This is a genomic window from Ancylobacter sp. 3268, from assembly GCF_031456575.1.
GTDB lineage: Bacteria > Pseudomonadota > Alphaproteobacteria > Rhizobiales > Xanthobacteraceae > Ancylobacter.
The window spans coordinates 103578-129741 of the sequence record NZ_JAVDUX010000017.1; the positions used below are offsets into that span (position 1 = coordinate 103578).

The window sequence follows — 26164 nt, forward strand, 5'->3', positions numbered from 1 at the left end:
CGGGCGGGCGGCTGAGCGGCCAGCTCGGTCATGAATGTGAATCGGCGTGCATTCGTGCCTACCGGGCGAAGCGCGGTGAGCCCAGGATGCCAAGGCTGCTATGATACCATGCGCCGTCATGCCCGGAGGTGGCCGCGTGGGAAGTGGGGCGAACGGGAACGGCCTTCGGGCCGGTCCCGATCTGGAGGCCCCGCCGCTGCAGGGCAGCGCGAGCTAAAGCCCCAGTCCCGGCGTCGGCCGAGGCTCCACTCGAGCTCATCGCGGAAGACACCGGAGATGTGCCGGCCGATCTGCTTCTGCGGTACCGGCTGCCAGGGCACCGGCTGGAAGCCAACGCCATCGTCGATCATGGCGAAACGCACATTGCTGGTCGAGATCGGAGGCAGAGAGCGTGCGGACCGCGAAATCCTTACCTGCGGTTCGCGCATCATGGGCGATGCCGCGCTCGGGAAGGTCACCAATGCCAAACCGTGAGGGGTGACGCGTATGGAGCCGGCCGGCGCTGATGATCGGCACCATGGCGGCGGCGCTGACCAAAAGGAACTGGTGGCGCTCGGGCGCCGGGAGGTCGTCACCGATGAAGCCCGCGCCTAGCGGAACGACGATGCCCAATCGTAACCGCGATGGCGGCGAGCATCATGGCGCCAGCCAGCAGGAAGGTCAGCCGCATCCCAGAGGCGATGGCCAAAGGCGTCGCGCGCGCGAATTCCTCCGTCCCCACGCCGAAAGCGAAGACGGCACCCATGGCGGACGCCCCGGCAATGAGGCCGATATTGCGTGACAGGCTGAGCAATCCGGAGATCGTGCCGCGCCGGTCCTTGGAGATGTCGGCCAGCGCAGCGGTGTTGTTGGCCGCCTGAAACAGCTGATAACCGGGCGTCAGCACGATGATGGACAGCACATAGCCCGCAACACCGATCCCGTTCGGCAGAAACGCCAGCAAAAGCGCGCCTGTCGCCAGTAGGGACAGGCCCACTGCGAGCATGCGATTGCTGCCCCAAGCATCCACCAGCCTCCCGGACGGAACGCCGCTGAAGATGGAGATCACAGGGCCGACCGCCATGACTAAGCCGACCTGCGGCGCCCCCAGACCAAGCCCGACGCTGAGATAGAAGGGCCCGACCACCAGTGTCGTCATCATGACGGCGGCGACGACGATATTCACCAGAAGGTTTGGTGCGAGGTTCCGGTTCATGACGGAGCGCAGGCGGACGGCCGGTGCCCTCTCCTTGACGGGCTCGGGCGGGAGCATGGTGATCGCCAGTATCAGGGCCAGAGCCGCCAATGGCACCTGCACCCAGAAGATGCCGCGCCATCCTGCCACCGGGATTAGCAGCCCACCCAGCGAGGGGCCAAGCGCGGTGCCCAGCGCCGACACGGTGCCGAGCAGGCCCATGGCTCGCCCGACGCGCGCCTCGCTCGCGGTCTGGCGCATCAGCGCCATGGCAAGCGTCATCAGGAAGGCCGAGCCCAGCCCCTGAAGCGCCCGCGCCCCGATCAGCAGCGGCAGGTTCGGCGCGACCGCGCACAGCACTGAGGCGACGGCGAACACGGCGAGGCCGGCCACCAGCATGGGCTTCAATCCGCAACGGTCACCGAGCCGACCAGCGATCACCACGCAGACCGTCAGGGCCCCGAGATAGGCGACGACCACCGCCTGCACCTGTGCGAAGGGGGCTGAGAAGGCCTCGGCAAGCGCCGGCAATGCGATATTGGCAATGCTCGTGCCGAGGGCGGCCAACAGCATCGCGAGCGCGAGCGTGACCGCGATTCCCGCTTGCGCTTTCTCCATTACGCCTGATCGTGCCAGTCCCATTGCCGCGTCCTCTTGCTTCGAGAGCCGTTGGCGAGCAGGCTGCCACTTCAAGTCAACTTGAGGTCAAGCATGAAGTTTCTGGATATTGGCGAGGTTGCGGAAAAGAGCGGGAACACGCCCTCGGCACTACGCTACTACGAGGAAGCCGGGCTGATTTATTCAGTCTCCCGGCACGGATTGCGCCGGCAATTTGCCCCCGAGGTGCTGTTGCAGCTCAAGCTGATCTCAATGGGCAAATCGGCCGGCTTTTCGCTCGGCCAGATCGCTGGGATGTTCGGCAGGAACGGTATGCCGGATCTGCCACGCGCGACACTTCACGCGAAGGCGGAAGAGATTGACCGGAAAATCCGCGAGCTGACGGCGCTGCGCGACACCCTCCGCCATGTCGCCGATTGCCCGGCCCCCTCTCACATGGAGTGCCCGACGTTTCGCCGACTGGTGGACATAGCGGGCAAACGCAGCGGCCAGCGCGGGAAAATGGCAAAGCCGAAAAGGGGCGCCTGACCGGCATAGAGGTTTCCGTGCGCCTGCGACGGCTGGCGGGCCATAGACGCCAATATTGAAAATTCGTTGATGCCCAGAAGCGGAGATGCAGGCATGTCCGCTTCTGGGCGTGTGCATCGCCGCGTGTGGCCTCCATGCATTTTCCGGGAGGGCTCGCATAGAGGATAGGTCGCTTCGACACGTTGCGCTCTGCCGTCGTCATAGGCTAGCTCTCCGGACAACGCCCGTCGTTGAATCCTCATCAAGGTCATTCACGCTGATGTCGCTGGGCAGCACTGAAGGTCCACTCGATCGCGCTTTCGCCGTGCTGGATTTCGTCGCGGGGCAACTGAAGGCGGTGTCCGCTGCCGAGATTGCGAAGAATCTTAACCTGCCTCTCCCGACCGCACATCGGTTGATCGGAAATCTGGAAGCGCGCGGGATGTTGCAGCGGGCGGCTGGAACCAAGCGTTACATGGTTGGCAACAAGCTGGTCGTACTCGCGGGGAAAACCATCGGCTCCGCGTTCCGGTCGGCGCGCCGGCATGCCGTCCTGCAAAATGTCGCCGCCGAAATCGGTGAACAGTGCGAGATCGGCATCGTGCGTGACAATCTCGTTGTCTATGTCGATAGCGTGCGTGCGTCCGTCCCGCAGGGCCTGCAGTTTGATCCCGGCAACAGCGCCCCGCTCTACTGCACGTCGACCGGCAAGATCTACATGAGCATGCTGCCCGCCCGCGCGCGGGAAAAGCTGATCCGCTCGCTCCTCATGGTACGGCACACCGAGCGCACCGTGGTCGAACCGGATGACCTGCTCACCATTCTCGAACAGACGCGGGTGGCAGGCTGGGCGCGTACCAATGAGGAGTTCGTCAAGGGCGTCGTCGGCTGTGCCGTACCGATCAAGGCGCCCGACGGCACGCTCATTGCGTGCCTCGGCGTCTCGGTGCCGGTAGCCAGGGTCAGCTTCGAGGAACTGGAGCGATTTCGCGATCCCCTGCTGCGAGCGGCCCGCCTGCTGTCAGACACTATCCTGCAGGCGGATGACGAGTTTGCTGAAGACTAAGCCTCGCGAACACGGGTGACCGCTCCGCCTGAAAACCCTGAACTTTCGGATATTTGGTGATGGCCTTCGGGCCTCAGGCCGTGAGACATGCGGTCATTTATTAGATTTCTCAAAAATCGGAATAAATAAATCCGTAAAATGATATTTCAATGGACGGCCTCTCTCATTCGCCTATCTTTTGATCGACCTTCTGGTGCGGCCTGGATTTGTGCAACTCAGGTCACCCGCGGGGGTGAGAGATGAAGCGGGCGTATGGCGGCGCTGCGGTGATGGGGTCTTCGAGGTCCAGAAGCCGGCCGATCGGAGACGAAGATGACCAAGCACTACGATGTCGAGGCCGTCAGGAAACTATTTCCTGCCGCGGAGAAGATGACCTATCTCGACTCCGGCTTTCAGACGCCGATGTCGACGCCGGTGCGGCAGGCGCTCGAGGTGTTCATCGAAGAGGCCTATGAGACCGCCGGCCCGAAGGCCATCTGGGTCGAGCGCATGGAAGGCGTGCGAGCCAAGGTCGCCACCCTGCTGAACGCCGGGCCGCAGGAAATTGCCTTCACCAAGAACACCTCCGAGAGCATGAACATTGCCGCCAATGCCTTGCCGCTGAAGCCGGGCGACAATGTTCTCATGCTGCATGGCGACCACCCGAACAACGCCTATGCCTTCCTGAATCTGACGCGAAAGGGTGTCGAGATCCGCTTCGTGCCGATGTCGGAGGTCGTGAACGCCGACAGCTTCCGTCCGTACATCGACGCCAATACCCGCGCCATTTCGATGTCGCAGGTGACCTTCCATGCCGGGCACTGCTTCGACATCGAAAGCGTTGGCCGGTTGTGCAGGGAGCGAGCCCTCTATTACGTCCTCGACATCATGCAGGGTATCGGCGTCGTGCCGATTGACGTGAAGCGCGTCGGCGCCACATTTATCGGCGCGGGCACACATAAGGGCCTGCTGGTGCCGCAGGGTCTGGGGCTGCTTTATTGGGACAGCTGCTGCACCGAGCTTGAGCCGGCCTACCTTGCGGCCATCAGCCTCGCCCATCCGCCGGCGGATTTCATTGCCCGGCCGGACGAGCTTGAGCTCTCCGCCACGGCGGGACGCTTCGAGATCGGCAATTTCAACCTGCCGGCAACGCACGCATTGGGTGCCGCGCTTGACCTGATCGCCTCGATCGGGGTCGAGAAAATCGCCGCGCATTGCCTGGATCTCGGCGACCGGCTGATCGCAGGGCTGGATGCGTGCGGCGTCGCGCTGGTCGGGCCGCGAGAGCGCCACCACCGTGCTCCGCACATCTATGTCGCGGCGCTGCCGGCCGATGAATGGCTGAACTACTTCGCGGACAAGGGTGTGCGCCTGTCGCCGGAACGCGATGGCCTGCGCATCTCCTTCGGCATGTTCAACACCGCGTCGGATGTCGACCGCTTCCTCGATGTCTTGCGGGAACACGGCAGCGCTTCGGGTTGCTCGCCCAAGGCCGCCTGACGGCTACGCCGCCCGGAACCCATCACTCCCCTATAAACAACCAGAGGGAACCATGACGATGAAACTGACCGCGTTTCTGTCGGCTGCCGTGACGGTGCTTTCGTTGTCCGCCGCGCAGGCGGGGCCGACTCTCGATCGCATCAAGTCCAGCAAATCGATCTCGCTCGGCTATCGTGAGGCGTCGATACCTTTTTCCTATCTCGGCGCCGACCAGAAGCCGATCGGCTTCTCGCTCGACCTGTGCAAAAGCCTCGTGAAGCGGCTCGAGGCCGATCTCGGCGAGAAGATCACCGTCAATCTCGTGCCGGTGAACTCGTCGAACCGCATTCCGCTCATCCAGAACGGCACCATCGATATCGAATGCGGCGGCACGTCCAGCAGCAAGAAGCGGCTGGAACAGGTGATGTTCAGCGTATCGACCTTCGCCAGCCAGCCGGCCTGGCTCACCATGGCAGCCAGCGGCCTCAAATCCGCGGCCGACATGAAGGGCAAGACAGTCGTCGTCACCCAGGGGTCGAATGCGGTAGGCATTGCCCAGGGCATTTCACAGAAGGAAGGGCTCGGCCTCAACATCGTTCAGGCCAAGGATCACGCGGAATCCTTCCTCATGCTGACCTCCGGCCGCGCCGCCGCCTTCATGGAAGACGACATTCTGCTCGCCGGTCTGAAGGCCCAGTCGCGTGATCCTGAGACGTTGGTGTTCCTGTCGGATCCGTATCCCAAGACCTTTTACGGGCTGATGTTCTCCAAGGACGATCCCGAATTCAAGAAGACCGTCGATCAGGTTCTGGCCGGGCTGATGGCCTCGGGCGACTTCACTACGACTTACGACAAGTGGTTCGTGTCGCCGATTCCGCCCAAGAACATGAACCTGAACTTCCCGATGAACGAGGCTCTCAAGCAGCGCGTCGCCGCGCCGAGCGATCTCGTCGATTACTGATCGTCCCGGGGGCGCGGTTCCTGCCGCGCCGCTTCGGGCGGGAATGAAAGAGGTGCACCATGTTCACCGTGCTTTTCGAGCAGGGCTCGGACGGGCGCATGTATCTGGTCTGGCTGCTATCCGGTCTCGGCTGGACGCTCAGCCTGGCCTTCTTCGGCTGGTGGCTGGCCTTCGCCATCGGCGTGCTGGTCGGCATTGGCCGCACGGTCGACAACAGGACGGTTGCCTTCCTCGCCCGTTGCTATGTGGAGGTTTTCCGCAACATCCCCGTCCTTGTGCAGATGTTCCTCTGGTACTTCGTCATGCCGGAACTGCTGCCGACGGCAGCAGGGAACTGGGTCAAACAATTGCCGCCGCCATGGGGGGCCTTCTTTCCCGCCCTCATCTGCCTGTCGCTTTACACTGCCTCGCGCGTTGCGGAGCAGGTCAGGGCAGGCCTTGAGGCGCTGCCGGCAGGCCAGCGCGAAGCCGCCGCCGCGCTCGGCTTGAACCAGCGTCGGACCTACTGGCTGGTGCTCGTCCCACAGGCGCTGCGCCTGATCGTACCGAGCCTGACCAGCGAGGTCATGGGCATCTACAAGAACACCTCGGTCGCGCTGGCGATCGGCCTGCTCGAACTGACCGCACAGGCGCGCCAGATCAGCGAGGAGACGTTCCAGACCTTCGCTGCCTTCGGCGCGGCGACGATCATCTATCTCCTGCTGGCGCTCGCCGCCTATCGGCTGATGAACGGGATCGACGAGAAGCTGAAGATCCCCGGCACCGCGGCTCCGCCCCGCAAGAAGGGCTGGCGGTGGCCGACGCGCCGTGCGCCGGGAGAAGCCGTGTCATGAACGAACTCGATTTCAGCATCGTCTATGAGAGCCTGCCTTATCTCTGGGAAGGGCTGCGCTTCTCCTTGCTGCTGACGGCGGTAGGGTTTTCCGCCGGCATGGCGCTGGGTACCGGTCTCGCGCTGCTGCAGCATCTGGAGGTGCCGTTCGGCGCACCATTCGCGCGCGGCTACGTGGTGCTGATACGATCGATCCCACTGATCCTGGTGCTGTTCTGGTTCTTCTTTCTTGTTCCGCTGATGCTCGGTGCGCTGCTGAATGGCGGGCGCCCGATGCCGATCGGCGGGGTATGGACCGCGTTCATCACCTTCTCGCTGTTCGAGGCCGCCTATTATTCGGAGATCATCCGTGTCGGCCTGCGTTCGGTGAGCAAGGGGCAGTACGAGGCCGCGCAGGCGCTTTCGCTCTCGACCTACAAGACCTATCGTTTTGTCATCCTGCCGCAGGTGGTGCGGGTGACCAGCCCCATCATCCTCAGCCAGACCATCATCCTGTTTCAGGACACCTCGCTGGTCTACGTGCTCTCGCTGACCGATCTGGTCGGCGCCGCGTCCAAGGTGGCGCAGCTCAATGGCCGGCTGGTGGAGATGTATCTGGCGGTCGCGGTCATCTACCTCGTCATCTGCGGTGCAGCGTCCCAGTTGGTCGCCCATCTGCGCCGCCGCACCCAACTCAATACAAGCCGATAAGCCGGCTATGAATGAGCATGTTTCCCCGCCGATCGTCGAAAGTTCGACGCAGTCGCAGACCGCAAACCTTCCGGAGGGCGTCTGCAAACAATACGGAGGCTTCAGGGCGCTCAACCGAGCTGACGTCTGCATTGTGCATCAGCTCACTGCGACAGTTCGATGAGCTTGTGGCCGATGTGCCGTCGCTCTGCCCGCGACGCGCCGAAGTCGCGGAGGCGTTGCGCATACATCCGCAGCGGTGGAACGACGCGGATCGAGCCATCGGCTACAGCGCCACCAGACACGAAGAGGCAGTGGCTTCCGCCGCTGAAGAGCGACCGACTGCGCGGCTTTTTGCAGCGAAGGCCGCCTCTCTGCGTGGCCTCTTCGCTCCGGTTGAACAGCCATGACCGTTGGAATGGCGTCCTCCACCCCGTTAAGTATCTCGTCATCGGGCCGCTTGCTCGGCCATGGCCTCGGTGCCAGCTTGATTTCCTTTGGGCAACCGGGAAAGGCCGCCGACGGACGCTATCGGGCATGGGCATCGTATAGTGTGGTGGCGCCGGCCGTCCTCGCCGAGCCAACGCACAGGGTCGTAGAATGCTCGAAATTCCCCACGGAAAGCGGCTGAGTGCCGCTGCGCAGAGGCTCCTTGCTCACGTCGAGCGGCATCCAAATGCCGTCCTTGTGAGCTCTGCCATGGATCTGGCCGCGGTCATCGATGCCTCGGACGCTACCGTGATCCGTGCCATCCAGTCGCTGGGGTTCGATGGCTTGCCGCACCTCAAGACCGTGATTGCGGAGAAGCTGGATCGGGGTGTCCGCACTCCCGTGGAAAAGGTCGGCGTCACGCTCAGCCACCTCTCGCAGGAGCGCGAACGCGCGCCGCTTGATCTCGTGCTCGAAGCCTATGCTCCCATGCTCACCCTGCTGTCGCAGCGCTCGCTGCCGCGGGATCTGGAGGTCGCGGTGAGCCTGCTGAACCAGGCGAAGCGGATCGGCCTCTATGGCGGCGGGCCGCCGGGCGGGCTGGCGTGGCAAGCCGCCACGCACCTGACGCGCATCGGCCGATCGTGCTTCCTGCTGAAAGATTCCGGTCACGCCTTCGCGGATCAGGTCATGGGGCTTCAGCCCGATGACGCCGTCATCCTCATCGCCTATGGCACCGCTCTCAAAGAGGCATTGCTGGTCAAGACCGAACTTCAACGGATCGGCGGCAGGCTTGTCGTCCTCACCGACAATCCGGACGGCCGCCTGGCCCGCGGCGCCGATGTCGTCCTTGAGGTTCCCCGGACCGAGGTGGGCAACATGATGCTCTACGGGACGATCCTGTTGACGCTGGAGGCCATCGTCCTCTCGCTCACGAAAGAGGACCCGGCGCGCTCCATGGCGGCAGCCCGGCGATTGAGCGGCCTCCGCGAGCAGTTGCAGCGCGGCGAATGAGAGCAACCTCGATATGTAATAAACACTACATATCAAGGTTGCTCTGCAGAAATTCATTCTTTAGATTTAGTCTAAATATTATTGTACGCGCCAAGAGGAGATGTTGCTCAGGGCCTGTCTTGAATCTGGCAGTCACGAATGGTAGTCATCACTACGACTAATATTCATCGGAACTGTTCGGGCTCTGCGACCTGCCTCCGTGGCTGCGGCTCACTTCTGGCGCCGCATGCATGCCCGAGTTAAGTCCGGGGAGCATCTCATGATTTCCAGAAGAGCGATCCTCACTGCCTCCCTCGCCCTCGGCGTCACGCTTGTTGCGACGGGCCGATCGGCATGGGCCGAGGATCAGCGCATCCTGCAGATTACGTCGCCGCGCGAGATCACAAGCCTCGCGCTAGCCGATACCAGCTATCATTTCCGGCGATTGCGCGTTGCCGAAACGCTGGTGACGATCACCCCCGCGGGTAAGCTGGCTCCGGAACTGGCGGAAAGCTGGTCGGTGAGCGATGACGGCCTCGTCTGGACCTTCGTCATTCGCTCCGGCGTGCGCTTCCATGATGGAACCGAACTCACCCCGGCGCGGGTCCGGGACGCCATCGAGCTGATGCGCAAGTCGCGCAACAATACGGAGATGGTCTCGCAACTGCCGATCTCGTCGGTCGACGTCGACGGGAGAGCGGTAAAGATTACGCTGACCCGGCCGTTCGGTCTCGTGCCGGATTTTTTCACCGACGGGCCGGCGATCATCCTTGCGCCATCTTCGTTTGCTGCCGATGGTTCGGTGACGCAGATCATCGGCACCGGGCCGTACCGGGTCGCCAAGATCGAGGGAAAGACTTCGGTCGATCTGGAGTCTTTCCCCGACTATTGGGGCGAACCGGCACGGATCGGCCGTGTTCATTTTACCGGCACTACCTCGCCCGATACGATCGCCAACATGGCCGAGGCCGGGCAGGTGGATCTCGTGCTCGGGCTACCGCAGGCGCTGCGTGATCGCGTCGCGGCGAGCGGCCGCGTCCGTATCAAGCCGGTGCAGACCGCTCGCATTCTCGGGCCGATCTACAATGCCAAGGATGTTCGTTTCGATGACCCGGCCGAGCGAAAGGCGGTTTCCATCGCTCTCGATCGCAAGGGAATCGCTACCGCCATTTTCAAGAACCCTGAGGCCGCGGCCAACCAGCTTTTCTCCCCGGCGCTCCCTGACTGGCATGACCCGAAGCTGCCACCGATCGAGCGCAACCTGGAGGAAGCCAAGCGTCTTCTGGCCTCGGCCGGGTGGGTGCCGGGGCCGGACGGTGTTGTTGTCCGGAACGGCATGCGCTTCTCGTTCCCTGTCTTCGTCGGCAAGCAGCCGGAAATGGCTCCCCTTGCTCAGGCAATTCAGGCCCAGCTTGCCGAGGTCGGCATCGAGGTCGTTCTTGAGAAAGGTAGTCAGGCGCCTGTTCTCGAATCCGTCGCCAATGGCAGCTTCGTCTTCGGCTTCACCCGCAGGAACTACGCCGCGGTGCCCGATCCGGTGGCGACCCTGCTGGGGGACTACGCCGAGGCAACCTCGGCTCAGGCCGTCTGGGGCGGCATAAACTACCACAACGCTGATCTTGAGAGCGCCCTCCAACGCTATGTTTCCGCGGCCAGGGACGAGGATCGCGCCGCGGCGCGCGACGAGCTGATAGCGCTTTCCAACAGCGATCTGCCGGTCCTGCCGCTGGTCTGGTACGATTACAACGTCTCGATTTCCAATCGCGTGGATTTCGACAGTGTCCCGGTCGATGCTCTGGAAGTGAGCTTCTGGATCGACCGCGTGAAGTGGGCCGATTGACCATGCGGCGCCTTCGCGGGCTTGGCGCCGTCCTCATCGGGCATCTGATCGCAGCGGCGGGGGTCGCCTTTGCCGTCGCCACTCTTGCGTTCGTTGCCGTGCAGATGGCGCCGGGCGACGTGGCGTTCCGGATCGCCGAGGCGCGCTATGGCGAGAGGATCTCGTTGCAGACGGTGGATCAGGCGCGCGCCGCGACCGGCATGGACCAGAATGTTCTGGTTCAGTATCTGCGCTGGATCGAATCCTCGCTGACCGGGCAATTGGGACGCTCCATGGTCAGCGGTCGCCCGGTCATGCCAGAAGTCTGGCGCAGCTTCCAAACCACCTCCGGCGTAGCGGTCGCCGGTGTCGGCCTTGCCCTGTTCATGAGCCTCATCATCGGCTTCGCAGCTGGCATGCAGCAGGATCGGATCCTCGATCGAGCCTTCCTCTTCGCCTCCGCAATCCTGTCCTCTGTGCCGTCCTTCCTCATCGGCATCGCGCTCATCACCTTGTTTGCCATCACTCTCAGATGGTTGCCGGCAGCGGGCAACAATCTGCCCGGATATGCCATCCTTCCGTCCTGCACCCTCGCCCTGGCGCTGCTGCCGGATCTCTCGCGCGTCGCGCGAAATGCCGTCGTGCGGACGCTGCAGGACTTTTACCCGACCTACGGGCGGATCAAGGGGCAAAGCTGGCCGCGGATTGTGTTCGGCCATGCGCTCCGGCCGACGCTGGTGCCGATCGTTGCCTATTTCGGGCCCCTCGTGGCGCACACGATCGGCGGGCTCGTCGTTATCGACGTACTCTTCAATCTCGACGGCCTTGGGACCCGACTGATCGACAGCGTGCTGGCCGCCGACATTCCAATGGCCATGGGCGCCGGGCTGCTGATCGGCGTGTCCGTCGTGGCCGTAAACGGCATCAGCGACATCATGGTGCAACTGCTCGATCCTCGGCTGTCCACGCCGAGGCTCCGGCCATGACGCAGCCGATGCTCGCATCGTCGCCCGGCAGAGCACGGCGGTGGCCGCCGGGCTTTGTCTCGGTCTTCGGCTTTCTGCCGCTCGCAATCATGCTGCTGGTCGCGCTCTTCGGACCATGGCTCCTGACGGCGAACCCGAACCGGCAGGATCTTGCCGCCGCCTATGCTCCGCCATCGGCTGCATACGTGCTGGGCGCCGACGACCTCGGCCGATCGATCGCGGCGCGCCTTGTCGCCGGCGCGCGCATATCCCTGGGCATTGCCGTCGTCGGCGTGCTGGCCTCATTGGCGACAGGGCTGTTGCTTGGATTCCTTTCGGCATTCCACGGGGGGGGGGTCCGGCAGGTGGTCATGCGGCTCTCCGACGTGATCATTGCCTGCCCAAGCCTGTTGTTCGTCATCCTCGTGTCCGGCCTTCTGGGCGGGGGCATTGGGGCCATCCTGTTCGGGCTGTGGATGTCGCAATGGCCCGGCTTCGCACGTCTCACCGCGGCCATCGCGGCGAAAGAGCTGGCGGCGGACCATGTCGAGGCTTCGCGGCTGCTTGGCTTTCGTCCTGGCTACATCTTCCGCGCGCATGTGATGCCGGCGATCATGCCGTATCTGACGTCGTTGGGCGCGCTCGCGGTGGGCGCGAATGTCCTGACGATTTCGTCCGTCGGCTTCCTCGGCCTCGGACTTCGGCCCCCTGATGCCGAATGGGGCTCGATGATCGCGGGCACCATGACCTATTTCCGCACGTCTCCCCACATGGTGCTGGCGCCCGCCGGCGCGATCCTGATCTGCACTCTGTCGGCCACCGTGATCGGCGAGTACTACAGTGCCCGGCATCAGGGGATCGAGGAGATCGCCTGAGTGGAGAGACTTGTCGTAGACAATCTGACAATCGCCACGGAAGGCCGAACGATCGTCGAGAACGTCACCCTCGGCGTGTCATCCGGCGAGATCCTCGCCGTTCTGGGCGAGACGGGAAGCGGCAAAAGCCTGATCGCCAGCGCCATCATGGGATTGATCCCCCGCGGGGTGTCGGTATCCGGCCGGATCGTTGTCAACGGCCGGAGCCTCGATGCGGCGGATCGCGACGGTTTGCGCTCCCTTTGGTCGAAGGACCTGTTCCTGCTGCCGCAGGAGCCGCTGAACGCCCTGGCGCCGCTTCTGCGCGCTGACGCTCAGGTCGCCGAGCAGATCCGAGGGCGTCGGTCCCGCGCGGAGGCCTGCGCCGCCCTTTCGGCGATGCAGCTCGATCCACGCCATCACCGCAAGCGGCCGTTCGAACTGTCGGGCGGCATGGCGCAGCGGGTGATGGCGGCGATCGCGTCGGTCACCCGTGCCGGCATCATCCTGGCCGATGAGCCGACCAAGGGGCTGGATGCCGATCGTCGCCATGTCGTCGCGGGCGTCTTCGATACGCTGCGCGCCAGTGGCCGGGCCATCCTGCTGATCACACACGACATCGCCTTGGTGCGAGCGCTCGCCGATCAGGTGGCATTCCTCGACGAACGCAGGATTGTCGAGAGCGGGCCGACGGCAGGCGTACTGGCATCTCCGGCGACGGACTATGCCCGCCGCTATGTGGCTAGCGACCCGTCAAGCTGGCCGGCGCGCGCCTATAAGCGATCGCACACCCGCAAGACGGTGGAGGCCGAACGGCTGCGGATCGGCATCGACGACGCGGTGCTGGCCGATGAACTGACCTTTCATTGCCACGCCGGTCACATCACCGCTCTGCTCGGCAGAAGCGGGATCGGAAAGACGACGCTCGGCCGAACGCTGCTTGGGCTGACACGGCCGCTCGGGGGCATCGTCCGCCGGCCGCCGGCCGAAGGCCGATCCGCGCTGCAGAAGCTGCATCAGGACCCGACCCGCGTGTTCTCGCCATGGCAGGCGATTGGACGAAGCATTGAGGATATGCGGCACCTCGCGGGTGGCGAGAGCGCGCTCAGGCAGATGCCCGTCCTTATGCAGCGCTTCGGCCTGCGCGATGACATGCTTGAGCGACGGCCGCATCAGATCAGCGGCGGCGAGGCGCAGCGCCTGGCGCTTGCCCGGATACTGGCGCTCAAGCCGAAAATGCTCATCGCCGACGAGCCGACATCGCGTCTTGACCCGCCGGTTCAAGAGCAGGTCATCCGGCATCTCCGCGAAATAGCCGACATCGATGAGCTGGCAGTTCTGCTGATCACTCACGACCTCGATCTGGCCAATGCGATCGCGGACCGGCGCATGCTGCTGGAAGCGGAGGACGCCGCTCCAGCGCGGCTGCGCGATGTCACGCGGTCACCTCAAGCGCCAACCACGCAATAGTAGTATGTACTACAATATGGACCTGAGTGCGAAGTGAACGTAGTATTAACTACAATCACCGATCTCACCGGAACAGCCATGCATTTCGACGCTCAACTCTGGGCGGCAACCAAAGGGTTTCGCACCCGGATCGCCGCCGCCGTCCTGCTCGGTTTTCTCTCCCTGGCCCTGGGTATTGCCCGCTTCATCCTGCTCGGCTGGATGATCGCCCGTCTTTTCGAGGGCACGGCCATTTCCGAGCTTGCCGAGGCTGCAACGGCGTTGGCGGTTGTGATCCTCGCGAGGATGGGCCTGGAGTACGCAAGGGCTCGGGTCGCCCATGCCACGGCCTCCTGCATCCAGGATCGCCTGCGTCTCAAGATCTATGACCAGATCGTCCGGCTGGGACCGGCCTGGCTGGCCCGGCATCGTACGGGCAGCATCGCCCTGTCGACCATCGACGGGGTCGAGCAGTTGCAGACCTTTTTCGGACAGTTCCTTCCCCAGGTCGCGATCGCGGTAATGGCGCCGGCGCTCCTGTTTGTTGTCCTGTCAGTCTGGGACATTCCCGTAGCCGCCGTGATTTCGGCAGCGGCTGTGCTCGCCATGATTCTTCCTATGGTGCTCAAGCGCATGGGCGAGGAATCGACATTGCGGCGCGTTCGTTCGTTCAAGGCCTTCGGCGAGGATTTCCTCGATGCCGTTCAGGGCCTCCCGACCCTGAAAGCCTTCGGCCAGAGCGCCGCCTTCGGTGATCGGCTCGCCAAAAAGGCCCAGCAACTGGCGGAAAGCACCCTGTTCGTGCTGCAGGCCAGCCTGATGAGCCGCGCACTCACCGACCTTGCCATCGCCGGCGGGGCGGCGGCAGCCATCTCGCTTGGCGCATGGCGTGTCAGCCATGGCCAGATGACCATCGAGGCGCTGTTGATCGTACTGATGGCTGGAACAGAAGTCTTTCGTCCCCTGCGTGACCTGCGATCGCTGCTGCATCGAGGTATGATGGCCAATGCCGCCGCTTCGGGCATCAAGGCCCTGCTGCAGGCGGAGCCGCCAAAGCCCCCGCTCGAGACGCCTGCCACGCCCGACATCGCGGCATCGATTGCCTTCAAGGATGTCCGGTTTGGCTATTCCCATGAGCGAGGCGAGGCGCTTAGGGGCATCACGTTCGCGATCCGGGCGGGAGAGCGCATCGGCATCGTCGGCTATAGCGGGTCGGGCAAGTCGACGATCGTGAAACTGCTGCTGCGCTTCTACGATCCCGATTCCGGAACCATCCAGATCGGCGGTCGCGATGTCACGACGTTGTCGGCCGATCACATCCGCGACCAGATCGCGGTCGTGCAGCAGGACACCTATCTCTTCTACGGCTCGGTCGAGGAGAACATCCGCATCGCCCGTGCGGACGCCACGCGCGATCAAGTCGAGGCCGCGGCACGCGCCGCCAATGCGCATGGCTTCATCTCCCGCCTGCCGCAAGGGTACAGCACCGTCATTGGCGAGCGGGGATTGAGGCTGTCGGGTGGACAGCGCCAGCGCATCGCGATCGCGCGCGCGATCCTGCGCGACGCTCCGATCCTCATTCTTGATGAGGCCTTGTCATCGGTCGATGCCGAAAACGAAAGCCTCATTCAGGCGGAACTTGACGATCTCGCGAGGTCGCGAACGACAATCGTGCTGGCCCACCGGCTCTCGAGCGTGATCGACGCACACCGGATCATCGTGATGTCGGACGGCCGCATCGCCGACAGCGGCACACATGCCGAACTGATCGGCCGCGACGGGCCCTATAAAAAGCTGATGGCGGAACAGGTCGAACTCGGTCACAGCGACCGTGTGATCCGCGCCGACCTGGTCGCCGCGCCACACGAAAATCACTCCGTCGCCGAAAGCGAGGCTTCGGTGAAGCCGCAGATGACCGCAGGTGAGAAGATTGCGGCCGGGCTGAGTCCGTTCCAGACATTGGCGACGCTGTTCAGCCTCATCGTGCCGTGGCGTCGGCAACTCATCCTGACGGTCGCGTCCGGTGTCGGACGCGTTTATGCCCTCATTGGCGTCAGCACGCTGAGCGCGCTGATCGTGGCTTCCATCAAGACAGGCTCTCCCTTCGGCTTCTATATTGCCGGGATGGCGGCTTTGGTGCCGCTCGCCGCCTTCCTGCAATGGAACGAGTCCTGGCGGTCGCACGACATGGCCTACCGGCTGCTCGCGCAGATGCGGGTCGATCTCTACCGCGCTCTCGACAAGCTCGCCCCGGCCTATCTCCTGAAGCGCCGCTCGGGCGACCTCGTTTCGCTTGGGACACAGGATGTCGAAACGGTCGAGTATTTCTTCGCCCATGTCGTGGCGCCCGCCATCGTCGCGCTGCTGGTGCCGGTAAGCGTTGTGGTGGCGCTGACCCTCATCGCGTGGCCCACGGCGCTCGTACTGCTGCCATTCCTCGCCTATGCCACGCTGGCGCCCGTGTTCGACAGGCGAAGGGTCGATGCCTTGGGAAGCCGGGCTCGCGCGCAACTGGGCGGATTGAACGCCTTCGTGGTCGACACGGTGCAGGGCATGAGTGAGCTCATTGCCTTCCGCGCCGTTGAGGCACGCCGAACGGTGTTCCAGGATCAGATTGCCGCCTATCAGCGATCGCGTGTCGACCTCAATGCCGACCTGTCCTTTCAGGTTGCCAAGCAGGAAGCCGTTGCCACACTTGGTGCGGCGGCGGTTCTGGCTACAGCGGCGCTATTGATCAACACCCATGCCTTCGACCCAGCCTGGCTGCCGCTCGTCGCGCTGCTGTCCTCTGCCGCATTCGTCCCCGTATCCGAACTCGCCCAGGCGGCCAGACAGCTTGCCGATTCGATTGCCTCTACCCGGCGCATTCACGCCGTGTACGCCGAACCCATCCCGGTCACCGACGGACCCGAGCTGCTGCCGGAAACGGCGGGAGGCGCACGGCTTGCCTTTCACGACGTGTCGTTCGCCTATGATCCGGCAGGCCCCCGGGTTCTTCAGCACATAAACCTCGATGTGCCGGCAGGCGCGCGGATCGCCCTCGTGGGGTCATCCGGAGCGGGAAAGTCAACGATCGCCAACCTGTTGTTGAGGTTCTGGGATCCGCAGGAGGGGTGCATCACCATCGACGGGCATGATTTGCGCGACGTCGCGCTCGACGATCTGCGCCAGCACATCGCGCTCGTCGCCCAGGACACCTATCTCTTCAACGCAACCCTGGCGGAGAACATTCGCCTTGCACATCCTGACGCGACCCAGGAGGCGCTCGACCTCGCCATTCAGCGGGCCGCGTTGGCGGATTTCGTAGCCTCGCTGCCGAACGGTTTTGATACCCATGTCGGCGAGCGGGGCGTCCAGCTTTCGGGCGGGCAGCGGCAGCGTATCTCGATCGCCAGGGCATTCCTCAAGAACGCACCCATCCTGATCCTCGACGAGGCGACCTCCCATCTCGACGCCTCCAGCGAAGCGCATGTGCGCGCTGCTCTCGACCAGCTGATGCTCGATCGGACGACGATCATCATTGCGCACCGCCTTTCCACGATCAGGGCAGCCGATGCGATTCTGGTGATGCATGACGGACGCATCGTCGAGATGGGGACCCATTACGACCTTATACGACGGCAAGGGTTCTATGCCCGGTTGGTCGCGCATCAGGCGGCGGGCCCGATCGGACATATGCGCCCATCACACGGAGTTGCTGGATCAGATGAGAGGTGCCCTTGCTAGCCACGGTTATTCCCGGTCCTGCTCCTCGGCGGCGGTGTCGCTGCTGCATCCCTGCCGCCAATAGGCGGCGACGTGGGCGTCCTTCTTCGCCATGCCGCGCGCGCCGACAAGGAAGGCGCGAATCGCCCGCGCCGTCCGGTGCTCGCAGCCGGCCAGCACATGGCCGCGTCCGTCGGTCGGCCATTGAATGCCGCGAAGCGCGCGTTCCAGCAGGTCCGTGGAGCCGGCCGGCGCGCCGTTGCGGTGAAGCCAGGACAGGCGGAGATCGGCTTTCGAGACGATGGGCTGCTCTTCCGAGGCATCCGCCACCTCGATCAAGGCATGCACAAGGCACCCGCTGGGAAGACCTTCGGCAATGCGGGCGATGACCGGCAGGGCCGTCTCGTCACCGGCGAGCACATACCAGTCGGCCTGCGGCGGCAGGCCACCGCCCGGTCCCATCACGCCGATCGGATCGCCCGGCCGGGCGGCGGCCGCCCAGTCGGAACCGGGGGCGGGATGGCACCCGTCCTCGTGCAGCACCATGTCGACATCGATGCTCCCCGCCGCGCGGTCGACGCGGCGCACCGTGTAGACGCGGCGGGCCAGTGCGTCCGCGCCCTTCGGCCACAGCGTGCGCCCGTCCGGCGCTGCGGCCGGCCAGACCGGCGCCCGGCCCTTGGGTGGAATGAGCAGGCGGACATGCAGCCCGGCTCCGCTCTCGAAGGCGGCGACGTCCACCCCCGCCAGCGTGACCCGGAGCATCCGCGGGGTGATCTGCCGGGTGCCGGCGACATGCATGGCGTGGAAGAACGGGATGGCGCGCTCTATCGGCGCGTCGCCGGACCAGGCGAAGGCGGGCATATCCTCGCCGACCAACAGCGCAAGATGCTCGGCCAGCGCGTTGCGCACGACATAGAGCCTGGTGGCATCCGCTCCTTCGGCACGCAGATGCAGATGCGCGCCCTCCGCCCGCAGCTCGGCGCGGCCGAAGAGGCTGTCGATGACGCCCCCCGTCGGCGTGCGGGTGACGGCGCCATGCGCGACGAAATGCGCGCAGAGCGCCTGCGCAGTGCCGAGCGGGTCGGCGAGCTTCACGCGGGCCAGAGCGACGAGCGGGCGTTCAGTCATGCTGCGGACCTCCGCGACAGAGCAGCCAGATGAGGTAGGGGGCGCCGATCAGCGCCGCGAACAGCCCGGTCGGCACCTGATAGGGGAACACCACGAGGCGGGCGAGCCAGTCGGCGAGGATCAGCAGCGCCGCGCCGACGATCACCGCCGCCGCCAGCTGATCGCGGGCGCGCGTGAAGCCGGTGAGGCGGGCGAGGTGCGGAGCCATAAGGCCGATGAGGCTCAAGGGTCCGACCACGAAGGAGGCCATGGCGGTGAGCAGGGCCGCTAGTATGGCGAGCGTCACCCGCGCCCTGCGCACCGGTACGCCCAAGCCGCGGCTCGCCCGCCCGCCCAGCGGCAGCACGGTAAGCCAGCGGGTGAGCAGGAACAGCGGGCCGATCAGCACGAGCGCGGCGATGAGCGCGCTCCACGCCTCGAACGGCCCGACCCGGTTGGTCGAGCCGGACATCCAGACGAGCAGCATATAAGCGGTCATACCGCCGCTGGAGAGCACGGTGGAGAGGATCGCCATGCACAGCGCGCCGCAGGCAAGCCCGGCGAGCAACAGCCGCTCCGGCCCGAAGCCGGAGCGCGCGGCCACGGCGAGCATGACCAGCAGCGCGGCGAGCGCTCCTGCCCCCATGCCGGCGATGACGAGCGGCCCGGCCGCGACGCCGGCGAGCAGCAGCGCTGCCAGCCCGACCCCGCCGCCGGCGCTGACGCCGAGTACCTCCGGGCTCGCCATCGGATTGCCGGTCATGCGCTGGAGGATCAGCCCGGCCGCCGCCAGCATCGCGCCGGCGGCGCCGGCGGCGACAAGGCGCGGGCCGCGGAACGGCAGAAGCTGTGCGAACAGCTCGCCGCCGGCGATGTGCCAGCCTTCGGCGGTACGGCCGATGGCGAGGGCCGCAACGGCCAGCAGCAGGGTGCCGACGGTGAGCAGAGCGAGCAGCCTCGCCGGACGGCGCAGGCGGCGCCGCGGCGCCGCGGCGGCCGTGGCGTGGCGCAGCCGGTCGACCGCATGGACGCGCGGCAGCAGCCAGAGGAGCAGCGGCCCGCCCAGCAGCGCGGTGGCGGCGCCGGTGGGGGCGAGGTCGCGCCCGCCGCTGCCGGCGAGTTGCACAAGGCTGTCGGTGAGTGAGAGTAGCAGCGCGCCCATGAACGGTGCGGCGAGCGCGATCTGGCGCGAGGTGCGCGCGCCGGCGAGGCGGGCGAAGGCGGGCGCGGCCAGCCCGACGAAGCCGACAATGCCGACCTCCGCCGTCACGCTCGCGGCGAGCCAGACGGCCACCGCCATGGCGGCGAGGCGCGCGCCCGCGAGGTTCAGGCCAAGGCTGCGAGCTTCGGCATCGTTCAGCCCGAGCAGCGCCAGCGGGCGGGCCAGCAGCGCCGCGGCGGCAAGGCCGAGCACGAGGCGCGTGCCGAGGGTGATCGCGCTATCCCAGCTCTGCTGGTCGAGCGCGCCGGCGCCCCAGATGAACAGCGACAGCACATAGTCGCCGCGCGACAGGATCAGCGTCGCGCTCAGCGCGCCGGCGACCAGCGCGATCATCATGCCCGACAGCACCACGGCGACCGGGTCGAGCCCGCGCCGCCAGCCGAGGGCCAGCACCAGCGCCGCCGCGCCCGCCCCGCCGGCGAGCGCCACGGCCTCGCGGCTGGCCTCGATCAGCGCCGGCGCGAAGGCGAGGGCCGAAGTGAGCGCCAGCTGCGCCCCGGAGGCGATGCCGAGCGTCGACGGGTCGGCGATAGGATTGCGCAGCACGCGCTGGAGCAGCGCGCCGGACAGGCCGAGCGCCGCGCCGGCCAATAGGGCGACCGCCACGCGCGGCAGCTCGACCTGCCAGAGGATGACATCGTCGAGGCCGGGAACGCCCGGGCGGGTCGCCACGGCGGCGACGGCGGCGCAGGCGGCCGCGAGCGCGATCAGACCCCACAGGCGATGGAACAGAACCTCAGCCACGGGAGGCGCCTTCCGCCGCAGCCAACGCCTGCGTCAGCAGCCGGGCGAAGCGCAGCGCGGACGGGATGGCGCCGAAGGGATCGACCGGGCTAAGCCACAGTACCCGTCCCGCCTTCACCGCAGGCAACGCCTGCCAGAAGGCGCTGCGCGCCAGTACCGGAGCCACATCCGGCGGCACCGGACCGATCACCGCGAGCCATGCCTCGCTGTAACCGGCCAGCGCTTCGATGCTGACCGGCGCGGTAGCAGAATAGGAGGTGGAGCCGGTCCAGCCATTGGTGACGCCGAGACGCGGCAGGGCCTCGCCGATCATGCTGTCGAAGCCGAAGGTGCGGAAATGCCGGGCGTCGCCGAAATTGAGCGGCAGTACCGGCCGCGAGACGCCGGTGAGGCGGTTGCGCATTTTCGCGAAATCCGCCTCGGCGCGGGCGAGCAGGGCATCGGCCGCGTCCGGCGCGCCGAACCGCACGGCGATGGCACGGGTCATTGCAGTGATCGGCTCATAGGGCGCGCGGCCGGGCAGGTAGAGAGAAAAACTCTCCACCGGGGCGATGCGGGCAAGGCGCGGCTCCAGCGCCACGTAGAAGTTCGAGTTGAAGATGATGTCGGGCCGCGCCAGCAGCAGCGTCTCGAGATTCGGCAGGCCGCGCAGCCCGAGGTCGGCGACGCTGTCCGGCACCGGCGGCTCGACCGCGATCTCGCGGAACTGGATCAGCTCGGTGGCGGCGACCGGCGGATGGCCGAGGGCCAATAGCGTCTCCAGTATCGCCCAGTCGAGCGTCGCCGCGCGCATCGATGCCGCCCGGGCGAGGCCCGGCAAAGCTAGAACGGTGCCGGCGGCCAGCAGCGCCCGGCGGCTTATCGGATGGGGAGGAATCACGCGATGTAGCCGATCGGCGTGCCGCTGACCGGATGGGCGAAGACGCCCATGGGCAGGCCGTATATGGCGGAGAGCAGGTCCGGCCGCATGATCTCGCCCGCCGCCGCATGGGCGATGATGGCGCCGCGGCCGAGGGCGACGATCTCGTCGCAATAGCGTGCCGCGAGATTGATGTCGTGCAGCACCACGATGACGGAAAGCCCGTGCTCGCGGCTGAGGCGGCGCAGCAGCTGGAGCATCTCCTCCTGATGGGCGATGTCGAGCGCCGAGGTCGGCTCGTCGAGCAGCAGCCATTCCGGATCCTGCGCCAGCATCAGCGCCAGCCAGACGCGCTGGCGCTCGCCGCCCGACAGCGTGTCCACCGCCCGCTCGGCCAAGGCGCCGAGGCCGGTACGCTCCAGCGCCGCCTCGACCTTGGCAGCGTCGCCGGCACCGAAGCGGCCCAGCATGCCGTGCCAGGGATAGCGGCCGAGCGCCACCAGCTCGCGCACGTTCAGCCCGTCGGAAGCGGGCGTGAACTGCGGCAGGAAGGCGACCTTGCGCGCGAAGGCGCGGTCGACCCAGTCGCCGATGGCGCGGCCGGCGAAGCGCAGCGCGCCGGCGGAGGGAACGAGGTCGCGGGCGATGAGGCGCATCAGCGTGCTCTTGCCCGAGCCGTTCGGTCCGACGAGGCCGTAGACGCGGCCGGGCTCAAGACACAGCGAAACCGGGCCGAGAATGGCCCGGCCCGGCACATCATAGCGGACATCGGCGAGCTCGAAGGAGGCGAGCACGGAAGCAGGCGCAGGCATCAGGGGCGCGTTCTCACCATTTGTAGTGGGCCGAGAGGGTGATGGTGCGCGGATCGCCATAGCCGCAGACCGAATAGCCCTGGCAACCGGACACATACACCTCGTCGAAGATGTTGCTGACGTTCAGCGCCACGCCCCAGGTCTCCTGATCGTAGCGGATCGCCGCGTCGACCACGGTGGCGCTCGGCACCTTCAGCGTGTTGGCGTTGTCGACCCAGGACGAGCCGATGTAGCGCACGCCGGCGCCGGCGCTGACACCCTTCAGCCAGCCGGCGTCGAATTTGTAGTCGGCCCAGGCCGAGGCGAGGACGTCCGGCACCGTCATCGGCGTATTGCCGATCAGCGTCGGATCGAGGTCCTCGGTGATCTCCTGATCGAGCACGGTCAGGCTGGCAAGCACCCGGAAATTCCTGGTGACGTTGGCCTTTCCCTCGATCTCGAAGCCGCGTACGCGCACCTCGCCGAGCTGCCGGCTGAGGAAGGGAGGCAGCGGATCGGCGACCAGCACGTTCTGGCGGTTGATCTCGAACACCGAGGCGGTGACCAGCGCATCCATGAAGGTGGGCTCGTACTTGATGCCCGCCTCGTATTGGTAGCCCTCTTCCGGCTTCAGCCCCTGATCGTCGACGGCGCTGACGCCGATCACCGGGTTGAAGAAGCTGGACACACTGACATAGGGCGTGAGGCCGTTCTTGAACTCGTAGCCGAGGCCGGCGCGGCCGGTCCACGCCGTGTCGTCCGACTTGTAGTTCGGCGAGAAGGGCAGCGATGCCGGGCTCTCGGAATCGACGTCGAGATAGTCGTAGCGGCCGTTCAGCGTGACGATCCAGCCGTCGCCGAAGCGCATCTGGTCCTGAATGTAGGCGCCGAACTGCTGCTGGGTGAGCTCCTGGTCGAGATAGACGAAGGTCTCGCCCTGTGCCGCGCCGTAGATCGGATCCGTGGCGCTGATCGGCGTGCCGCCGCCCGAGGCCTGCAGGTTGGAGAGGTTGTAGAGGTTGTAGTCGACGCCGACGAGGACGTCGTGGTCGACCGGGCCGGTCGAGAATTTCTTGGAGAGATTGTTGTCGCTGGCGAAGGCGTCGACGCCGCTCGCGCCCTCGAAGCCGATGCGGTAGAGCAGATTGTCGGGCGCGACCGGCGTGAAGCCGTTGCCGAAGCCGAAGGGGCCGGGGGCATAGCCGTAAGGATATGGCCCGATCTCGTGCTTGTTCAGATAGGCGTAGCGCGAGGCCGACTTGAATACCCAGTCATTCTCGAATTGGTGCTCGAACTCGTAGCCGAGCAGGAACTGGGTGTAGCGGCCATTGTCGAGGTCCGGCTCGCCGAAGAAGGCGTCGCGGGCAATCCTGCCGAAAGAGGCCGGCACCACCGTGCCGACATAGGGCAGGAAGCCGTTGCCGGTATGGGTCTGGTCGAGCGCCGAGAACTGGGCGTAGACGTTGATCTTGGTCTGCTCGGACGGGCGGTAGGTGATCTGCGGCATGATCGTGCCGCGCAGGTCCTCGCCATAGTCGGTGTAGTAGTCGCCGCCGGCGAGACGACCGGTGATGCGGTAGGCCCAGACCGGATTATCGGGCACGGCGATGGGCGCGGCCTTGCCGACCACATCCGGATCGCCGGCATTGCCGCCGACCCGACCGCCGAACACGTCGTTGATGTCGAAAGCGAAATAGGCGTTGCCGAAATTGTTGATGCCGCCTTCGACATAGCCGAAGCGATCGTCCATCGGGCGCTTGCTGATCATGTTGACCAGGCCGCCCGGATTCGAGCCGCCATAGAGTGCGGAGGACGGGCCTTTCAGGATCTCGACCCGCTCCAGCATGAATGGATCGATCTGGAAGCCGCCGAAGGCGTAGCTGGCGAGCGAGAGATTATCGAGGAAGACGCCGGTCTGGGTGGCGTTGAAACCCCGGATGTAGAACCAGTCGGTGTCGGGATCGTTGCCGTAGGGCGCGGCGAACACGCCGGCGCTGTAGCGGATGACCTCGTCCAGCTTGAGCGCCTTGCGGTCGTCGATCTCGTCGCGGCCGATCACCGACACGGATTGCGGGATTTCGGTGATGGGAACGTCCGTCTTCATGCCGGTGGTGGTCTGGGTGGCGACATAGCCGTTGACCGGACCCGTCCCGCTCTGCTGTCCCTCCACCGAGATGGTGTCGAGTTGGACCGTGTTCTCGTCAGACGACGTCGTTTCCTGCGCGAATGCCATCCCGCACAGGAAAGGCACGGTCGCCACTACGGTGCCGCTCAACAGCCAGAGCTTGAAAGACTTCCCATACATTGCAAACGTTCCAAATAATCCTCGCAAGTGACGTTCAGATAAGAAACATTCAAAAGAGGTATACCTTTGGATGTTCATCAGAAGCGTCCAGCCTCTGGTACCAATCAATGCTTCTGGATGATTGTGCACCTCTGCCACATCTTGTACGTTTTTGGTCTATTGAAGGCAAAGGTGGTCTGGCAAATTTATAACGCGCAAAAGGAAGCGAGGAGAACGGTGTTCGTCCCCAGGATGACGTCGAAGCGCGAGGGCATTTCCGTGCTGGGCGATGGCCATCGCCGTTCCTGGAGCGGGGTGCTTGTCGAATTGTGGGAAGCGGAGGGGGCGGTCGGCGCGCGGGCGGAATACATCTCCGAGCATCCGCGCCTGTTCGTGCTGCTCGATCAGGCCGGCGGCGAGTTCGAGCTGCTGCTCTCGCCCGACCGCGCGGCCATGCCGAGACGCCATGTGCCGCGCCAGATCAGCTTCATCCCGGCCGGCGTGCCGCTGTGGTCGCGCTTCACCGGCAACACCTATCTGCGCCACCTCGACCTGCATTTCGACCTGGAGGCGCTGCGCACCAGGCTCGCCGAGGATTTCGCGCCCGCGCCCTTCGAGACGCCGCGATTGATGTTCAACAACGAGCGGCTGATGACCTTCGCCAACCTGCTCGCCGGCGAGTGCCAGGGCCCAGCCGCCTTCCACGACCTCTATGGCGACAGCCTGACCACGGCGCTGTTCATCGATTTCCTGCGATCGGCCGAGAAGCGCAAGCGCAGCTCGCTGGCGCCCTGGCAACTTCGGCGGGTGGTCGACTACATCGAGGAGAACTGCCTGCGGGCGATCCGGCTGCAGGAGCTGGCTGAGCTGGTGAGCCTGTCGCCCAGCTATTTCAGCCATGCCTTCAAGGCGGCGACCGGCGTGCCGCCGCACCAGTGGCAGACCAATGCAAGGCTGAAGCGGGCGCAGGACCTGCTGCTCGCCACCGACATGTCGCTGACCGAGGTGGCCGCGACGACCGGCTTCTTCGACCAGGCCCACCTCACCCGGCTGTTCCGAAAGAAGGTCGGCGCCACCCCCGCCGCCTGGCGCCGCGAGCGCCGGGCCTGAAGGGGCGTCAGAGCCCGTACCTCGTGGCTAACCCTTTGAGCGGAGCCTTCGATCGCGGTATCGCAGCGCGGATGGCGTGCGGGGTTCGTGGCGCTGCCATGGAGTCTCTGGCCCATAGTCCCTCCCGGAATGTAGAGCCAGATCGACTGATTCAATCACACTCCGAGACTGAACGGCTAGCGAAGGCGGTGAAGCCGGATGCCGTTGCGCATAAATGGCAGGTGTTCCAGGACATCCATGAGGCGAGGGAACTCCTCGGCGCCACCGATCGCGCGCTGGCGATCCTCAACGCCCTGCTGACCTTCCATCCGGAAATCGCACTCACCGGCGGCGTCGAGCTGATACATCATCCGCCATGACGGCGAGCCCGCCATCATGCTCGCCGTGGTGATGCAGCAGGGCTGGAACGGGCTGGAGCTCGGCAAGGCGCTCGAGGCGCGCTCCAGGGCAATCGCCGACAATCTGCCGCTCGGCATGACGCTCGCCAAGGTCAGCGACCAGGCGGTGAACATCGATGCCGCCGTCAGCGAGTTCATGATGAAATT

Annotated in this window: 22 protein-coding genes and 1 pseudogene; 16 read left to right on the forward strand and 7 right to left on the reverse strand. The window is 65.4% G+C overall.

Translation table 11 applies throughout. The features are described 5' to 3' along the window. Positions 1-116: 116 nt before the first annotated feature. On the reverse strand, positions 117-350 hold the full coding sequence (locus J2X65_RS21575; RefSeq protein ID WP_310205686.1) for a DUF3363 domain-containing protein: 234 nt from the start codon (positions 348-350) through the stop codon (positions 117-119). Between J2X65_RS21575 and J2X65_RS21580 the strand changes: the two genes are divergently transcribed. After that, positions 277-474 (forward strand): hypothetical protein, encoded by a 198-nt coding sequence (locus tag J2X65_RS21580; RefSeq protein ID WP_310205694.1) that lies wholly within the window; start codon positions 277-279, stop codon positions 472-474. The genes J2X65_RS21575 and J2X65_RS21580 overlap by 74 nt on opposite strands. Before the next feature lie 97 nt (positions 475-571). On the opposite strand, the gene J2X65_RS21585 is transcribed toward J2X65_RS21580, so the two are convergent. Next, positions 572-1792 (reverse strand): MFS transporter, encoded by a 1221-nt coding sequence (locus J2X65_RS21585; RefSeq protein WP_310205618.1) that lies wholly within the window; start codon positions 1790-1792, stop codon positions 572-574. A 93-nt stretch (positions 1793-1885) separates the two neighbouring features. Here J2X65_RS21585 and J2X65_RS21590 point away from each other — a divergent pair, with 93 nt between their 5' ends. The 12 genes from J2X65_RS21590 to J2X65_RS21645 all read left to right on the forward strand — a co-directional run bounded on the left by J2X65_RS21590 (position 1886) and on the right by J2X65_RS21645 (position 17520). Continuing rightward, entirely contained in the window at positions 1886-2320 is a 435-nt protein-coding gene (locus J2X65_RS21590; RefSeq protein WP_310205621.1) for a helix-turn-helix domain-containing protein, read from the forward strand. A gap of 259 nt (positions 2321-2579) precedes the next feature. Next, the gene (locus tag J2X65_RS21595) at positions 2580-3365 is read left to right on the forward strand and encodes an IclR family transcriptional regulator (RefSeq protein WP_310205624.1); all 786 of its coding nucleotides are present in this window, start codon (positions 2580-2582) and stop codon (positions 3363-3365) included. Between the two features lie 312 nt (positions 3366-3677). Then, positions 3678-4844 (forward strand): aminotransferase class V-fold PLP-dependent enzyme, encoded by a 1167-nt coding sequence (locus J2X65_RS21600; RefSeq protein ID WP_310205627.1) that lies wholly within the window; start codon positions 3678-3680, stop codon positions 4842-4844. A gap of 58 nt (positions 4845-4902) precedes the next feature. Continuing rightward, positions 4903-5784, forward strand: a complete 882-nt coding sequence (locus J2X65_RS21605) for an amino acid ABC transporter substrate-binding protein (protein WP_404977777.1) — start codon at positions 4903-4905, stop codon at positions 5782-5784. Positions 5785-5843: 59 nt separating this feature from the next. After that, on the forward strand, positions 5844-6617 hold the full coding sequence (locus J2X65_RS21610; protein WP_310205633.1) for an amino acid ABC transporter permease: 774 nt from the start codon (positions 5844-5846) through the stop codon (positions 6615-6617). Then, complete coding sequence (locus J2X65_RS21615) at positions 6614-7306, forward strand: amino acid ABC transporter permease (RefSeq protein WP_310205636.1); 693 nt, start codon at positions 6614-6616, stop codon at positions 7304-7306. Before J2X65_RS21610 ends, J2X65_RS21615 begins: the two co-directional genes overlap by 4 nt. A 579-nt stretch (positions 7307-7885) precedes the next feature. Next, complete coding sequence (locus tag J2X65_RS21620; protein WP_310205639.1) at positions 7886-8728, forward strand: MurR/RpiR family transcriptional regulator; 843 nt, start codon at positions 7886-7888, stop codon at positions 8726-8728. 259 nt (positions 8729-8987) lie between these two features. After that, entirely contained in the window at positions 8988-10547 is a 1560-nt protein-coding gene (locus J2X65_RS21625; RefSeq protein WP_310205642.1) for an ABC transporter substrate-binding protein, read from the forward strand. A gap of 2 nt (positions 10548-10549) precedes the next feature. Then, the gene (locus J2X65_RS21630; protein ID WP_310205645.1) at positions 10550-11512 is read left to right on the forward strand and encodes an ABC transporter permease; all 963 of its coding nucleotides are present in this window, start codon (positions 10550-10552) and stop codon (positions 11510-11512) included. Beyond that, on the forward strand, positions 11509-12366 hold the full coding sequence (locus J2X65_RS21635) for an ABC transporter permease (RefSeq protein ID WP_310205649.1): 858 nt from the start codon (positions 11509-11511) through the stop codon (positions 12364-12366). Before J2X65_RS21630 ends, J2X65_RS21635 begins: the two co-directional genes overlap by 4 nt. Continuing rightward, positions 12367-13815 (forward strand): ATP-binding cassette domain-containing protein, encoded by a 1449-nt coding sequence (locus tag J2X65_RS21640; RefSeq protein WP_310205652.1) that lies wholly within the window; start codon positions 12367-12369, stop codon positions 13813-13815. 78 nt (positions 13816-13893) lie between these two features. Further along, complete coding sequence (locus tag J2X65_RS21645) at positions 13894-17520, forward strand: ABC transporter ATP-binding protein (protein ID WP_310205655.1); 3627 nt, start codon at positions 13894-13896, stop codon at positions 17518-17520. A 6-nt stretch (positions 17521-17526) separates the two neighbouring features. Here the strand turns inward: J2X65_RS21645 and J2X65_RS21650 are convergent, their stop codons facing one another. Genes J2X65_RS21650 through J2X65_RS21670 form a run of 5 tightly spaced genes read right to left on the reverse strand, consistent with a single transcriptional unit; the run spans position 17527 to position 24530 of the window. After that, positions 17527-18630: a siderophore-interacting protein gene (locus tag J2X65_RS21650; protein WP_310205658.1), complete on the reverse strand. Its 1104-nt coding sequence runs from the start codon at positions 18628-18630 to the stop codon at positions 17527-17529. Continuing rightward, positions 18623-20575, reverse strand: a complete 1953-nt coding sequence (fhuB, locus tag J2X65_RS21655) for a Fe(3+)-hydroxamate ABC transporter permease FhuB (protein ID WP_310205661.1) — start codon at positions 20573-20575, stop codon at positions 18623-18625. The genes J2X65_RS21650 and fhuB overlap by 8 nt, the downstream gene beginning before the upstream one ends. After that, on the reverse strand, positions 20568-21455 hold the full coding sequence (locus tag J2X65_RS21660) for an ABC transporter substrate-binding protein (protein WP_310205663.1): 888 nt from the start codon (positions 21453-21455) through the stop codon (positions 20568-20570). Before J2X65_RS21660 ends, fhuB begins: the two co-directional genes overlap by 8 nt. Continuing rightward, entirely contained in the window at positions 21452-22246 is a 795-nt protein-coding gene (locus J2X65_RS21665; RefSeq protein WP_310205666.1) for an ATP-binding cassette domain-containing protein, read from the reverse strand. The genes J2X65_RS21660 and J2X65_RS21665 overlap by 4 nt, the downstream gene beginning before the upstream one ends. Before the next feature lie 13 nt (positions 22247-22259). Next, a complete protein-coding gene (locus J2X65_RS21670; protein WP_310205669.1) occupies positions 22260-24530 on the reverse strand; it encodes a TonB-dependent siderophore receptor in 2271 nt (756 codons plus the stop codon). 231 nt (positions 24531-24761) lie between these two features. Between J2X65_RS21670 and J2X65_RS21675 the strand changes: the two genes are divergently transcribed. The 3 genes and pseudogenes from J2X65_RS21675 to J2X65_RS21685 all read left to right on the forward strand — a co-directional run. Next, positions 24762-25619 (forward strand): AraC family transcriptional regulator, encoded by an 858-nt coding sequence (locus tag J2X65_RS21675; protein WP_310205690.1) that lies wholly within the window; start codon positions 24762-24764, stop codon positions 25617-25619. Positions 25620-25717: 98 nt separating this feature from the next. Continuing rightward, on the forward strand, positions 25718-25978 hold the full coding sequence (locus J2X65_RS21680) for a helix-turn-helix domain-containing protein (RefSeq protein ID WP_404977774.1): 261 nt from the start codon (positions 25718-25720) through the stop codon (positions 25976-25978). Beyond that, positions 25962-26164 (forward strand): annotated as a pseudogene (locus tag J2X65_RS21685) (hypothetical protein); the annotation flags it as partial. The gene J2X65_RS21680 and the pseudogene J2X65_RS21685, both read left to right, overlap by 17 nt.

Bases quoted from the DNA above. Each gene is read 5' to 3' on its own strand.
- J2X65_RS21575 (WP_310205686.1), bottom strand. From the start codon at position 350: ATGATCGACGATGGCGTTGGCTTCCAGCCGGTGCCCTGGCAGCCGGTA.
- J2X65_RS21625 (WP_310205642.1), top strand. From the start codon at position 8,988: ATGATTTCCAGAAGAGCGATCCTCACTGCCTCCCTCGCCCTCGGCGTC.
- J2X65_RS21670 (WP_310205669.1), bottom strand. From the start codon at position 24,530: ATGTATGGGAAGTCTTTCAAGCTCTGGCTGTTGAGCGGCACCGTAGTG.
- J2X65_RS21680 (WP_404977774.1), top strand. From the start codon at position 25,718: ATGGAGTCTCTGGCCCATAGTCCCTCCCGGAATGTAGAGCCAGATCGA.
- J2X65_RS21610 (WP_310205633.1), top strand. From the start codon at position 5,844: ATGTTCACCGTGCTTTTCGAGCAGGGCTCGGACGGGCGCATGTATCTG.
- J2X65_RS21665 (WP_310205666.1), bottom strand. From the start codon at position 22,246: ATGCCTGCGCCTGCTTCCGTGCTCGCCTCCTTCGAGCTCGCCGATGTC.
- J2X65_RS21650 (WP_310205658.1), bottom strand. From the start codon at position 18,630: ATGACTGAACGCCCGCTCGTCGCTCTGGCCCGCGTGAAGCTCGCCGAC.
- J2X65_RS21585 (WP_310205618.1), bottom strand. From the start codon at position 1,792: ATGGAGAAAGCGCAAGCGGGAATCGCGGTCACGCTCGCGCTCGCGATG.
- J2X65_RS21630 (WP_310205645.1), top strand. From the start codon at position 10,550: ATGCGGCGCCTTCGCGGGCTTGGCGCCGTCCTCATCGGGCATCTGATC.
- J2X65_RS21600 (WP_310205627.1), top strand. From the start codon at position 3,678: ATGACCAAGCACTACGATGTCGAGGCCGTCAGGAAACTATTTCCTGCC.
- J2X65_RS21595 (WP_310205624.1), top strand. From the start codon at position 2,580: ATGTCGCTGGGCAGCACTGAAGGTCCACTCGATCGCGCTTTCGCCGTG.
- J2X65_RS21580 (WP_310205694.1), top strand. From the start codon at position 277: ATGTGCCGGCCGATCTGCTTCTGCGGTACCGGCTGCCAGGGCACCGGC.
- J2X65_RS21645 (WP_310205655.1), top strand. From the start codon at position 13,894: ATGCATTTCGACGCTCAACTCTGGGCGGCAACCAAAGGGTTTCGCACC.
- J2X65_RS21635 (WP_310205649.1), top strand. From the start codon at position 11,509: ATGACGCAGCCGATGCTCGCATCGTCGCCCGGCAGAGCACGGCGGTGG.
- J2X65_RS21605 (WP_404977777.1), top strand. From the start codon at position 4,903: ATGAAACTGACCGCGTTTCTGTCGGCTGCCGTGACGGTGCTTTCGTTG.
- J2X65_RS21675 (WP_310205690.1), top strand. From the start codon at position 24,762: ATGACGTCGAAGCGCGAGGGCATTTCCGTGCTGGGCGATGGCCATCGC.
- J2X65_RS21590 (WP_310205621.1), top strand. From the start codon at position 1,886: ATGAAGTTTCTGGATATTGGCGAGGTTGCGGAAAAGAGCGGGAACACG.
- J2X65_RS21620 (WP_310205639.1), top strand. From the start codon at position 7,886: ATGCTCGAAATTCCCCACGGAAAGCGGCTGAGTGCCGCTGCGCAGAGG.
- J2X65_RS21615 (WP_310205636.1), top strand. From the start codon at position 6,614: ATGAACGAACTCGATTTCAGCATCGTCTATGAGAGCCTGCCTTATCTC.